Annotated in this window: 15 protein-coding genes; 7 read left to right on the top strand and 8 right to left on the bottom strand. The window is 42.4% G+C overall.

All coding sequences use genetic code 11. The annotated features are described in order from the left end of the window. Positions 1-24 precede the first annotated feature (24 nt). The 3 genes from asd (at position 25) to EHQ64_RS09415 (ending at position 3190) form a co-directional block, all read left to right on the top strand. Positions 25-2247 (top strand): archaetidylserine decarboxylase, encoded by a 2223-nt coding sequence (gene asd, locus EHQ64_RS09425; protein WP_135649235.1) that lies wholly within the window; start codon positions 25-27, stop codon positions 2245-2247. 1 nt (position 2248) lies between these two features. Next, positions 2249-2578, top strand: a complete 330-nt coding sequence (locus tag EHQ64_RS09420) for a DUF971 domain-containing protein (protein ID WP_135649234.1) — start codon at positions 2249-2251, stop codon at positions 2576-2578. 105 nt (positions 2579-2683) lie between these two features. Then, the gene (locus EHQ64_RS09415; protein ID WP_210410838.1) at positions 2684-3190 is read left to right on the top strand and encodes a hypothetical protein; all 507 of its coding nucleotides are present in this window, start codon (positions 2684-2686) and stop codon (positions 3188-3190) included. Between the two features lie 5 nt (positions 3191-3195). Here the strand turns inward: EHQ64_RS09415 and ilvA are convergent, their stop codons facing one another. From ilvA to EHQ64_RS20475, 8 genes are all read right to left on the bottom strand, one after another. Further along, positions 3196-4713 carry a threonine ammonia-lyase, biosynthetic gene (ilvA, locus tag EHQ64_RS09410; RefSeq protein ID WP_135649233.1) on the bottom strand — a complete coding sequence of 506 codons (1518 nt, stop codon included), beginning with the start codon at positions 4711-4713 and terminating at the stop codon, positions 3196-3198. A 48-nt stretch (positions 4714-4761) separates the two neighbouring features. Continuing rightward, positions 4762-5196, bottom strand: a complete 435-nt coding sequence (locus EHQ64_RS09405; RefSeq protein WP_135649232.1) for a DoxX family protein — start codon at positions 5194-5196, stop codon at positions 4762-4764. A gap of 28 nt (positions 5197-5224) precedes the next feature. Continuing rightward, a complete protein-coding gene (locus tag EHQ64_RS09400; RefSeq protein ID WP_135649231.1) occupies positions 5225-5755 on the bottom strand; it encodes an SRPBCC family protein in 531 nt (176 codons plus the stop codon). Between the two features lie 202 nt (positions 5756-5957). Next, the gene (locus tag EHQ64_RS09395) at positions 5958-6422 is read right to left on the bottom strand and encodes an SRPBCC family protein (RefSeq protein ID WP_135649230.1); all 465 of its coding nucleotides are present in this window, start codon (positions 6420-6422) and stop codon (positions 5958-5960) included. 25 nt (positions 6423-6447) lie between these two features. Beyond that, positions 6448-6912, bottom strand: coding sequence for an SRPBCC family protein (locus EHQ64_RS09390; protein WP_135649229.1), 465 nt, complete (start codon positions 6910-6912; stop codon positions 6448-6450). Between the two features lie 26 nt (positions 6913-6938). Then, entirely contained in the window at positions 6939-8507 is a 1569-nt protein-coding gene (locus EHQ64_RS09385) for an MFS transporter (RefSeq protein ID WP_135649228.1), read from the bottom strand. A gap of 65 nt (positions 8508-8572) precedes the next feature. Further along, positions 8573-8935: an ArsR/SmtB family transcription factor gene (locus EHQ64_RS09380; RefSeq protein WP_135649227.1), complete on the bottom strand. Its 363-nt coding sequence runs from the start codon at positions 8933-8935 to the stop codon at positions 8573-8575. 203 nt (positions 8936-9138) lie between these two features. Next, entirely contained in the window at positions 9139-9264 is a 126-nt protein-coding gene (locus tag EHQ64_RS20475) for a hypothetical protein (RefSeq protein WP_281275526.1), read from the bottom strand. Positions 9265-9554: 290 nt separating this feature from the next. Here EHQ64_RS20475 and fliN point away from each other — a divergent pair, with 290 nt between their 5' ends. The 4 genes from fliN to fliQ are packed head-to-tail and all read left to right on the top strand — an operon-like array spanning position 9555 to position 12527. Further along, positions 9555-10628, top strand: coding sequence for a flagellar motor switch protein FliN (fliN, locus tag EHQ64_RS09375; protein ID WP_135649226.1), 1074 nt, complete (start codon positions 9555-9557; stop codon positions 10626-10628). Next, positions 10625-11416, top strand: coding sequence for a flagellar biosynthetic protein FliO (gene fliO / locus EHQ64_RS09370; protein WP_135649225.1), 792 nt, complete (start codon positions 10625-10627; stop codon positions 11414-11416). Before fliN ends, fliO begins: the two co-directional genes overlap by 4 nt. A gap of 56 nt (positions 11417-11472) precedes the next feature. Then, positions 11473-12267 carry a flagellar type III secretion system pore protein FliP gene (gene fliP, locus EHQ64_RS09365; RefSeq protein ID WP_210410837.1) on the top strand — a complete coding sequence of 265 codons (795 nt, stop codon included), beginning with the start codon at positions 11473-11475 and terminating at the stop codon, positions 12265-12267. Further along, positions 12264-12527: a flagellar biosynthesis protein FliQ gene (fliQ, locus tag EHQ64_RS09360; RefSeq protein ID WP_135649224.1), complete on the top strand. Its 264-nt coding sequence runs from the start codon at positions 12264-12266 to the stop codon at positions 12525-12527. The genes fliP and fliQ overlap by 4 nt, the downstream gene beginning before the upstream one ends.

The raw sequence follows: 12527 nt of genomic DNA, 5'->3' as shown, positions 1-12527 counted from the left end.
TATTTTAAGGAAAGTGGATCAGGGATGCTGACGACTAAATTATTTCCGTTCTTAGATTTGGATCTTTTAAAACCATATTTTTACTTTTTGGTTTTTATCGGATTGTATCTTACCATTCGATTGAAGTTCCCACAGGTTCGGTTTCTTTTCCTCGCGATTAAAATTTTTTCAGGGAACATGGATTACAAGGGTTCCCGAGGTCGTCTGGTCCATTCACAGGCATTTTTAGCCGGGACCGGTTCTTCTTTACTTCCGGGAGCGGTACTCGGTTCCGCACTTGCTCTAGTACTTGCAGGTCCTGGAGTATTGTTTTGGATTTGGTTCACTAGCTTTCTTATCATGCCACTTCGGTTTGTGTCTTCCACACTTGCGATCCGCTTCAGGATCAAATTGGAAAGCGGTAGATATCTTTCCGGACCTATGTATTTTATCGAAAAAGCGTTAAGAGCAAGATGGCTTGCGATCGCTTTCTCTTTGGCATGCCTTTTGACAGTACTTTCCATGGGAAGTGCGATACCGATCTTAGGAGCTTCCTTCCTTGCTCAAAACGGTTTAGACATACAAGGCATGACGATTCCATTCTTGGTTTCGATCATCGTCGTCTTTGTTGTATTAGGCGGGATTAGAAGGATCGGAAAGGTTTCTTCATATCTCGCTCCGATCGGACTTGTTTTGTTCTTTTTAAGTTATGCACTTTTATTTAGAGAGCATCTCGGGAATTTTTACGAATTTTTAGGATTAGTATTTAAAGACGCAATGCAACCTTTCTCCTTACTTTTTGGAGGAGGATTTTCCCTAGCTCGGATCTTCAGTACTGGGACAGGAATGTTCTTCCTTTCTACAGAAACTGGGATCGGAAAAAGTGCGGGAGTGGCAGGAGTAGTTCGTACGGATTCCGCCGCGAAACAAGGGATCGTAAGTATGCTCGCGACCTTTTTCGAAGGATTCGTAATTTCCACACTTGTGATCTATGCACTTTTCTCTTTCGGAGTTCATGATCTTGAATCCGTAAAAAATTTCCTTTCCGTTCTGGTGAATGGCCCGACTGATTCGGCAAGACTTGCGTTATTCTTATCTTTCTTGGTTTTTTATATAGTTGCGATATCAGGTTGGTTTTATACCGGAGAACAGAACGCGAGATATATATTCGGAGAAAAATTCGCAAACGCGTATCGTATCTTATTCATAGCTTCCTTATTGGGAGCCGCTTATGCGTACGTTCAGTTCGGAGAAGAGTTTTTACTACAAGTATTCGGGATCGGTTATAGTTTAGCCCTAATCACCGCGGTTCCAGTGCTCATCAGTTTGGTCCTTTTAGCAAAAGTTGCACAAGGAGAGCTCAGGAAGTTTTTGGAAGGCGGAGCGCATTACGAGATCTTTAAGGACTTTTATCTTCTACTTCTTTCTATCCTTCCTAAAAACTTAGTGTCCTTATTATTCGGACTACTTGCTTCCTTACGTTTGCCTAGATTCATTATGATCCCTAGCTTAAAAGCTTTTGCGAAGGCATATAAGATCAATGTGAACGAAGCTGAATTGGAGATCCAAGAATACAATTCTTTGAACCAATTCTTTACGAGAGCGTTAAAAGCGGGTGCAAGGATCATCGATTCTGCAGAAAATGCGGCGGTTTCTCCGGTAGATGCAAGGATTACAGGATTCGGAGATATCAACGACCAGGTGATCTTACAGGCGAAAGGTGTGGATTATAATTTGAAGGAACTTTTGGGAGGAGAAAAATATCTTTCCAAGTTCCAAAACGGAAAATATATCACATTCTATCTTTCTCCTCAGGATTATCATAGGATCCATTCTCCCGCTTACGGAAGAATATTAGGATATTATTATGAACCTGGAAAACTATTCCCAGTAAACGAACTTGCGGTTTTCGGGATTAGAGGACTATTTCCTAAGAATGAAAGATTGATCACTTTCCTTCAAACTGAATACGGTTTGATGGCAGTCATCAAGGTCGGAGCTTCCAATGTAGGAAGGATCCGGGTTACTTATGACAAAAAGATCATCACAAACACTCTTATCAGAACCACTAAGGAAGAAGATTATAAGGATGTTTCCATTATGATCGAAAAAGGGGCTGAACTCGGAAGATTCGAGATGGGCTCCACAGTGATCCTGATCTTAGAAAGGGATACTTTCGATTTCGCGGAGCTTCCTTTGAACGAAAAGGTGACTTATGGAACTCCGATCGGAACCTTCCGTAAGCAAGTTTTAAAACTTCCTAGATAATATGAGCTTAAGTTTAAAAGCGACTACTCCTGAAACCATCGGTTTCGACGAGAATATTCTAAAAATAGAATGGAAGGACGGGGTAGTCTCCGAATTTTCACTTCTGGAATTGAGGAAAAGGTGTCCCTGCGTAGTATGTAAGGGAGGTCACGGCGGTAAAGTAGGAGCTACTACCGGCGGGATCAAAGAGGCCAAACTTTTGTCCTTTTCCAAAGTCGGAAGATATGCGGTAAATTTGGTCTGGGGTGACTACCATAATACAGGGATTTACAGTTTCGATTCTCTTCGTTTGTTTTGGCAGGGGGAGAGCGGAGATCTGGGAGATCCCTGATTTTCGGATGGAAAAAATCCAATCTTTAACATTTGAACCCGTTTATTATGCTCTTTCGGAAGCCGAAATTAATTAAGAGCGCGAGAAATACGGGGACATAAAAGGGTGATCTTTAAACTTTCTAATAGAATCGTATTAGTCGTTCTCATTTTTTCCGTATTTACCTCTCTCTCTCCGGAAAAGAAGAAAGATCCGCATTCTCCCTTAAATCTTATCATTCCATTCGATTGGTTCCCAATGGAACCTTTTGCAGGTGGGATCTTCGCTGCCAAAGATTATAATGAATCTGCAAGCGTTTTGATCACTCGCAAAGAATTGGCTGAAGTTGTAGATAACGGAGCTCTAAATCGTGAGTTCCAGGTCGGTATCATAGATTCCATAAAAAAGGGAAACGGACGGATAATCGAATTCGGAGAATTGGAAGTCGCGAGTCGCCCTGCCTTCCGAGTTTATTACAAGGACAAGGGAAGTAATCTCCACGTATTACATATTACCATATTTAAGGAAAATGTAATGTATGGGATCATGTTCTTCTGTTTGGGAGAGGATCCGGGCCAAAGATACGATGTCCAAAAGATGGTGAAAAAAGCCTATTTTAGGGTGGATACCTGATCTATTTAAGCGCTATGTAAGAACATCTTATAAGCAGGATTATCCGTTTCTTCTTCGTAGGGATAACCTAAACTTTTTAATTTTTCCCTAAAGCCGTTCCTGTCTTTTTCCGGAACCTGAAACCCGACCAAAACCCTTCCATAATCCGCTCCATGATTCCTATAATGGAATAGTGTAATATTCCAATTAGTGCCTACCGATTCCAAAAATTTCAGTAGGGCTCCCGGTCTTTCCGGAAACTCACATCTTAAAATAATTTCATCGGCTAATTCGGAGACCCTTCCACCTACCATGTAACGAATATGAAGTTTTGCAGTTTCATTGGAGCTAATATCCAAAACTTCGTAGTTTAAGGATTCTAGTTCTTGGATGATTTTTTCCTTTTCGGAATAGGAATCCTTCAGTTTTAATCCTACAAAAACGTAGGCCTTTTTATCGGAAGCATATCTATAGTTGAATTCTGTAATAGTCTTATTTCCCAAAGTTTGGATGAATTTTAGATAACTTCCAGGCTTTTCAGGTATACTGACTCCAAGTAAAATTTCTCTTGCTTCACCTATCTCGGCTCTTTCAGCCACATGGCGAAGTCGATCAAAATTCATATTTGCTCCGCTATTGATAGCGATCAAGGCTCCTGTCCTGTTAGGATTTTTGAGTGCATAAGATTTAAGACCTGCGAGAGAAAGTGCTCCTGCAGGTTCTGCGATCACTCTCATGTCTTCGAATATATCTTTTACCGCAGCACATATTTCATCCGTACTTGAGACGAGTACATCGTCTAACAGTTCTTTACAAACTTGGAATGTTTCTTCGCCGGCTTGTCGTACTGCAACCCCGTCAGCAAAAAGTCCTACTCGGTCCAAAACTACACGTTTGCCCGCTGCAATCGCTTCTTTCATGGAAGCCGCATCTGCAGGTTCCACTCCGATCAGTTTAATTTCCGGTCTTAAAAATTTAATATAAGAAGCGACTCCTGCTGCCAATCCTCCGCCCCCGATCGGGATAAATACTGCCTCGATCGGATCCGCATACTGTTGTAAAATTTCTAATCCAACTGTTCCTTGACCTGCGATCACGTCCGGATCGTCGTAAGGATGGATGAATACATATCCATTTTCTTTTTCTAATTGTCTCGCGTGGGAATATGCTTCATCGAAAGTGTCCCCGAATAATTTGATCTCAGCTCCGAAATATTTTACTGCCTCGATTTTTATGGAAGGAGTAGTGACCGGCATTACGATCACGGATTTGATCCCTAATTTTTGAGCGGATAAAGCGACACCTTGCGCGTGATTTCCCGCTGAAGCGCAGATGACTCCCGAATTTTTCTCCGCGGAAGAGAGTCTTGCAATTCGATTATAAGCTCCTCTGATCTTAAAGGAGAAGATCGGTTGGAGGTCCTCTCTTTTTAAGAATACGGAAGAACCTAGTCTCTGGCTCATACGGATCATCCGATCCAATGGGGTATGGACCGCGACATCGTATACTCTTGCGTCTAAAATTTTGCGGATATAATCGATCACTTGTTTCCCTAACGGACTAAAAAAGCCCCGTTAGGGATAGGATCTAATTTACTCGGATTTACTTCCAAAGATTTTTTGGTCGATAGAGAATCTTCCTGCACCTACTGTCAGAAAAACCAGTGCAACAGTGAAAAAAACTCCCGCTAATTCGAAGGATCTCCCACCGGTAAGGTTCACGAAAGAATCTCCCAAAATAACAGAGTGAAAGTAGGCAGCTACGATCATTGTGCATACGATCCCGAAAGATGCGAGCCTAGTCAAAAGGCCAATGACCCAAGCAATTCCTCCTCCAAATTCTGAGAGTGCTCCTAAAAATTGGAAAAAAGCAGGCATAGAAGATTCAGGGCCCATCCAATGGAACGGATCTTGGATCTTTCCCCATCCGTGAAGAATAAAAGCATAGCCGCATACGATCCTTGCGATCAATATCGCGACATCCGCCTTTACATTTAAACTTTCGTTTGCGAATATTTTTAAATTCATTTATAAATCCTTTATATAAAAATTCCGATTATGGGTCTTCTTGGAGCCTGCGTAAAAACTCTGCAAGCCTATCCAATGCTTCTCTCCAGCCTTTGGATTCACCCTGATCTATATTCAATCCCTCATGCTCTATCTCTATTTTTGTGTTTTGATCTTCTGTTGTAAAATGTACAGTGATCTTCATTTCTAAAGGAAAGCCTAGTCTTTCCACTTTGTTCCCTTCCGGATCTGAAAAGTAACTGGTGAAAACGATCCTTTGTTTTGGAACGATTTCTTTATAAACTCCCTTGATCCAAATTTCTTCTTTGGAACTTAGTCGATGGCAATAATGAAAGTATCCGCCTACTTGCACATCCATCTTGCAATAAGGAAGAGAGGAACCTTTTGGGCCCCACCAATGTTTGAAATATTCCGGTTCAGTCCACATCTTGTATACCAATCCTATAGGTGCGTTAAATTCTCTAGATAGATTCAGTCTCAGGTCTGGCATCGTTTTATAGAGTAGAAGGTTAACAGTGGATTGAAACATTTTCAGATGGAGTCCCGTTCGATCTTTCATTAGATCCGAACGGGACCTATATCATAGACAGAACGATCTTTTTATCGATCATTCGAACTTATATGTTCAAAACTTCCTTCTTTTGCGAAGAGGGAAGATGATGATCCAAAAGTCCAATATTTGCAGCCAGTTTGTTTTCATTTGTAGTTTCCTATATTTATTTTTGTTCGGATTATATTTCCTTCTTACTCTGTATTCACGATTACTTAGTGAATAATGCCTGGAGTTTTTCGAAAGTTTGGCTCCATCCTTCTTCCATTCCGTTGATTGCATCTGCAAGTTCCGGATCGACTTTAACCGGATGAGCAACAAGTTTGATCTCAGTTTGAGAGCCTTTGTCTATAAAAAGGAACGTGGTGAGGATATTTGCCTCCGGTCTTTTCCCATCCATTTCGAAAGAGATTTGGGTTAGTAAGACTAACTTTTCAGGAGGATTGATCTCTTGGATAACACCATTCATCGGATTAATGTTTCCTTCGGGATCCTGCATATGTACTAGATATTTTCCTCCTACACGAAGTTCTAATTCGCAATACGGAGCCGTGAAACCGTGAGGTCCCCACCACTGTGCCAATAATTTGGGATCCGTCCATGCCTTCCAGACTAGATCCCTTGGTGCATCGAAGGTCCGAGTCATATGCAAATCTTTGTATTCGGTCTCATTCATGGTTTTCTCCAAATTTTAAGTATTCTTAATGTACAGCTTTCTTTTCTACAAATTCACGAAGGCGCTCCAGAGTTTGTCCGAGGCCTTCGATCGCATATCCCTTGACTTGATCCAAGTTTTCCTTGGTAGGGAATTTGGAGGTCATAGTCAGCTTAGTCTTGGAACCTTCTTTTTCGAAAAGTACCGTAACATGGAATTGTTTCGGGTTAGAATCATCTCCATGATCATAGACTAATTTTTCGTATTTCACTACCTCAATGAATTGGATATGATTTGCGTAATCGGTTCCGTCCGGTCCATGCATGGTAAATCTCCATACTCCACCAGGCTTTACATCCATCTCATAGATCGTATTCGTAAAACCGTTCGGTCCCCACCAAATCGCGACTTGTTTCGGATCGGTCCATACTTCCCAAACAAGTTCCCTAGGCGCGTCGAAGGTCCTAATTCCTATAATTTCCGTTTCAGTTGTTGTAACTTGAAAATTCATTTTATTTTCCTTATATTCTAAAAAAATTATCTAGCCGCTTGGTCCAAGGCCATATTCTCTTCGTTTTCCGGTTCTGAGCTCTTTTTGTTTCTGAGAATGGAGAAGATCAATCCGGCCAAAACGATACAGATCGCTACACTTATCCAAGACACGAAATGTAAAGAATCGCTAAATGCTTCACGGGCAGTATTTATGAGTATATTACCCGTTTCTTCCGGAAGTTCTTTTGAAACTGCAATAGCGGAAGCAAGAGTGTTTCTCGAACTTTCCGCTTGTTCCGGAGTTAAGTTCGGTAAAGAAAGAGAATTGATCCTACTCTTAAAGATCGCCACACCTATACTTCCTAAAACCGCAATCCCTAGAACCCCGCCAAACTCAGCAGCGGTTTCTGAAATAGAGGCCGCAGCTCCAGCTCTCTCCGGAGGGGCGGAACTTACGATGATATCGGTCCCTAAGATCACTACAGTACAAATACCAAAAGACATGATAAGAGATCCGATCACAATGAGTAAGATCCCGTTTTCATTATTGATCTGAGTATATATTCCCATTCCAATTGCGAGTAGCACAAGACCACCTAACATTACGTATAACGGCTTAATATTACGAACAAGTATTGGAATCGTGAGTGAGCCCACAATATTCCCTACTGCTCCAGGAAGGGTCCAGAGACCTGCTTCCAAAGGAGAAAGTCCTAATACTAATTGCAGATATTGAGAAATGAATAAGAAAGTTCCTAACCCTACAAAAATAGTCAGAGTGTTTCCCACGACTGCCGCGGTGAAAACCGGAAGTTTAAATAACTGAAGATCTATCATAGGATCTGCCAAAGTGGTTTGTCTTTTGATGAACACGGCTCCAACAGTTAATCCTGCAAAGATCGTAAGGATAGGAATAGCTCCCCATCCATTCTCCGCGATTTGCTTTAATCCATAAATGATTGATAGAACGGAGATCAAAGATAGGATCGCACTTGGAATATCCATCTTACCCGCATCCGGATCCTTGAATTCCGGAAGTAGTTTAGGCCCTACTAAAAGAAGAAGGATCATGACAGGTACACTCATTAAGAATACTGAGCCCCACCAGAAATGTTCCAACAAAACTCCTCCTACGAGAGGCCCAATTGCGCCTCCTAAGGAGAAACTCATTCCCCATATTCCTATTGCAACTGTCCTTTCTTCCGAATCTAAAAACATATTACGAATTAATGATAAGGTAGATGGCGCCAATGTAGCCGCGGTGATCCCCAAAATCGCTCTAGTTAAGATCAAAATTTCGGAACTAGGTGAGAATGCCGCAAGAACAGATGCAACTCCGAATGCCGCCGCTCCATACAATAAAAGTTTGCGTCTTCCGATCTTATCTCCCAAATTTCCCATAATAACCAGAAATCCGGCCACGAGGAATCCGTAGATATCCATGATCCATAATTGTTGAGAAGGAGTAGGATTCAGATCCGCAGTAAGTTGAGGAGCCGCCAGATAAAGGACAGTCAAATCCATCGCATATAGCAAGCAGGGCAGAGCGATTACCGCGAGCCCGATCCACTCTTTTTTAGTGGCTTTTTGTGTTTTTTCTATCTTTTCAGACATTCTAAGTCCCTTACTTTATATATTTATAATATTTCTTTTTGGATCGTAAAAGGTTACATTTGCCTTTACGGTCCTTCCGGGTTTTTGTTCTCAGCTTGGATCTGTCGCAGATATGCATCCAATCGATCGAAACTTTCTTCCCAGAAATGTTTATAATGATCGAGCCAACCAGAGGCTTCTTTTAGACCATCCGGTCTGATCTTACAAGGTCTCCACTGAGCTTCTTTGCCTCTCTCAATAAGCCCCGCTTTCTCCAAAACCTTAAGGTGTTTGGAAATTCCAGGCAGGCTCATATTGAAAGGTTCTGCCAATTCCTTAACAGTTGCTTCTCCGGAGACCAAATAGAGAAGGATCTCCCTTCTTGTGGGGTCAGCTAAAGCAGCAAATGTATTGTTTAGCCGCTCAGATTCTACGCCATATTTAACCATTTAGTTAATTTACCGATTGGTAAAATGCAATGCTTTGAATCGCCAGTCAAGCTCAATCTATGCAAAAATGTGAAAAAAAAGAGAGAAAAACGTCGGTCGGTGGGAGGTGCGGCTTATGCGAAGGTGCGTGAAGGCCGCCGAAACTGGGCATAATTGTGAAGTGTAGTAACTTCGACGTCTCGCAGAGGTGAATTTACTCCCGATCAATCTATATGCCATGGATCATAGATTCCGGGAAGTTTAGGTTCGATTTTTCTTTCTTTTGCAGTTTCGGATTGCTGGGACTGGGGTTCTTCTTTTTCTATTTTGTCTTCTGGGATAATGTCCATGCCATATTAGTATATCCAGCCAGATGCTTATCGGTTTGCAGAAATCTAGCCTCATCTTTCGAAAAATCTGTATATGTTAGCATTGTCATTGAGCTCTGAAGAATCTATATCTCAGATTGCTGAAGTCCGGAGGATGCAGAAAATAGCTTGTCTTCTGATTCAGGATAGGCTCCAATAAAAAGGTCAGTCTCCCGGCTCTTCCCCTCCGTTTTTCTAAGCAAGAAAAAAAAGGGTCGACAAATTTCTTTTTATTATGTCTCCTAATCCAAAACTAAGAGAGAGTGCCCAAAATGGGTGAAGGATCCCTTTCCCAGGAAGAAATAGACGCCTTATTAGCAGGCGCCAACGACACATTCGATCCAGGCAGCAGCATGGCGGCCGGAGGCGGATCCAAGGAAGCTGCCGGTTTATCTCCGGTGGATAGAGATCTTCTGTCCGATTTCCTTTCTCACTGTTTCATGACTGCAGGGAATACTCTCGCAGCCATTCTTTCAAAAACTTCTAATTTTATGAATCCAACTTCCGAGGCAAAATCCCGGAAGGATGTGGAAGCAGAATTAAAGTCCAACGCGTTTTTATTATATTCTACCTATTCAGGAAATCTGAACGGTCGGGTCGTGCTTGCTATGGGCGCAGATAATGCAGCTCGAATTGCAAATATGATGATGGGTGGATTCGATTCGGGAGGACTGGACGAAGGACAGCTCCAAACTCTTAGAGATAGTTTAACTCCGATCATGGGTGCTCTCCAATCCCAGATCGCTGCAAAAACCGGCGGAGGAGTCAACGGTTCTCCTGCGGAAACAAGACATGTAACTTCTCCTGCTGCCTTAGTTTTACCTGAAGGGGATCCTTTAATCAGAACATTCTTCAACCTAGCGATCGAAGGTCTTCCTTCTTTCAGAGTCCAGTTCATTCTATCCTTATCCATGGCGAATGATATTCTCTCTCTTTCCAAAAGATCCGGAGGAGGGGGAGGAGATTATGGCGGCGGTGGCTACCAAGGCGGAATGGGCGGAGGCGGAGGAGTTTCTCAGGTCGGAATGAAAGGAGTTTCCTTTCCGAACTTGGCAACCGCAAGCGGTGCCCAAGGAACTCCGAACCTAAATCTTCTTATGGACGTTCAGATGTCCGTAACTGTGGAACTCGGAAGAACCAAGATGTATATTAAAGATATCTTAGGTTTGGGAGAAGGTTCCATCATAGAGTTGGACAAATTGGCCGGTGAGCCGGTGGATCTTTTGGTAAACGGAAAGTTGATCGCGAAAGGAGAGGTCGTGGTCATCGACGAAAACTTCGGTGTGCGTGTGACGGATATCGTAAGTCCGGCGGATCGGATCAAGCCGGAGTCGGGAGGCGGATGAACCGATTTATTCAAACGTTTCATTCTTTTTTTTCTCGATTCGGCTCCCTCGCCTTGGCGTTCGGAGTCTTTTGTATTTTATCGGGTATGGCCGAAGGTTTGTATTCTCAAGGTTCCGAAAGAGAGCAAATGGATGAGGCTCTTAAAAGAGAGTTAGGAACTCCTGAAAAAAAAGCGGCAGAGCCTAACTCTAAGGAGACTTCTCCCAAGGAAACTACTAAGCCCGCAGTCGCTACCGAGCCTACTCCGAATCCGGTAGAAGAAAGATATAAGCCTGTATCCGACGGACCTAGTCTTGCTGGTATTTTATTTCGTATCGTTCTTGTTCTTGGAATACTTTGCGGTGCTGCGTATTGGATCTTAAGGACTTTGGCAAAGTCCAGAGAAGGAGCTCTTCCTGTTCGGGGAGAGATGAATCTCTTGAGCAGTTTGCAATTGGGAACCAATAAACAACTGCAAATTGTAGAAGTGACCGGACAAATTTTTGTCTTAGGTGTTGCGGATAACGGGATCAATCTGATCTCGGAAATTACGGATACTGAAACTAAGGCAAGGCTTCAGAGAATGAAGGACGAGTTCCAGCCTCCTGAAGGCGGATTCTTGGTCACTGTTCTGGAGCAATTAAAAGATTTGAATATTCGAATTACTGGAAAGTCAGAGGAAGAGGAACAAACGATCAGCTCTTCTCCGAAAGAAAGAAAAGAAAGACAGAAAAAATTAAAAGAGAAGTTGGACGAGATCAAAAAGGAAAGGAATAATCTGGAAAACGGATTATTCGATTTGAACTAGGGGGGAAAGTGGGAGAGGGTCTTGTTTTACAGACAGAGAATCGATCTTCAACAAGTATGAGACATAATAAGGTTATGTGGAAGATACTTGGGGGAAGCTTATTGTTTCTCCTAGTCTTTATGGCTTTGCCGGATGATATGTTTGCACAAGCGAACGCTCCTCGGATCCCGATCCCGAATTTGAATATCAATGTGAACGAGGCCAAGACCCCAAGAGAGACAAGTCTTTCTCTTATGATCTTGTTTTTGGTCACCATCCTTTCTCTTGCTCCCGCGATCGTGATGTCTCTTACTTCTTTTACTAAGATCGTAATCGTTTTGGATTTTGTAAGAAGAGCTCTTTCTATCCAAAACCTTCCGCCGAACCAAGTGATGGTGGGACTCGCACTCTTTATGACCTTCTTCATCATGGCTCCTACCTTGAATACTGTGTATGAGAAAGGTTTGAATCCTTATATGGAAGGTAAGATAGACACGAACGAGTTTTTCGATAAGTCTATGATCCCTCTTAGAGAGTTTATGATGCGTCAAATCGGGACCACTGGTGCCAAGGATGTGGCCCTGTTCTTAAAGATCGGAAAAGTAGAGAATGTAGAGTCCTTCGACGATGTTCCGAATTACGTTTTGATCCCAGCATTCATGTTGTCTGAGATCAAAAAGGCATTTTGGATCGGGATCATCATCTTCATTCCATTCATCGTAGTGGATCTTGTAGTTGCATCTGCACTTCTCTCCATGGGCTTGAATATGCTTCCTCCAGTGATGGTGAGTTTACCGTTTAAATTGATCTTATTTGTACTTGTGGATGGTTGGAATTTAATCGTCTACGAGCTCGTAAGGAGTTATAAATGACGGAAGTCGATGCAATCACTCTCATTCGAGATGCACTCTTTGTGACTCTCAAACTTTCTTCTCCGATCCTTTTGACTGCGATGGTTGTGGGGTTGGTGATCGGTATTTTACAGACCACGACTTCTATTCAAGAGCCTACGATCGCGTTTGTTCCGAAGTTATTATCCATTTTTGCAGTGATCGTGGTCTTTGCAGGATGGATGCTCCAAACCATGACGGATTATACCAGAGATCTTTTTCTGATGATAGAGAAGTTTTAG

This window comes from Leptospira sarikeiensis, assembly GCF_004769615.1.
Taxonomy (GTDB): Bacteria; Spirochaetota; Leptospiria; order Leptospirales; family Leptospiraceae; genus Leptospira_B; species Leptospira_B sarikeiensis.
This window is presented reverse-complemented; position numbering and strand designations above follow the sequence as displayed.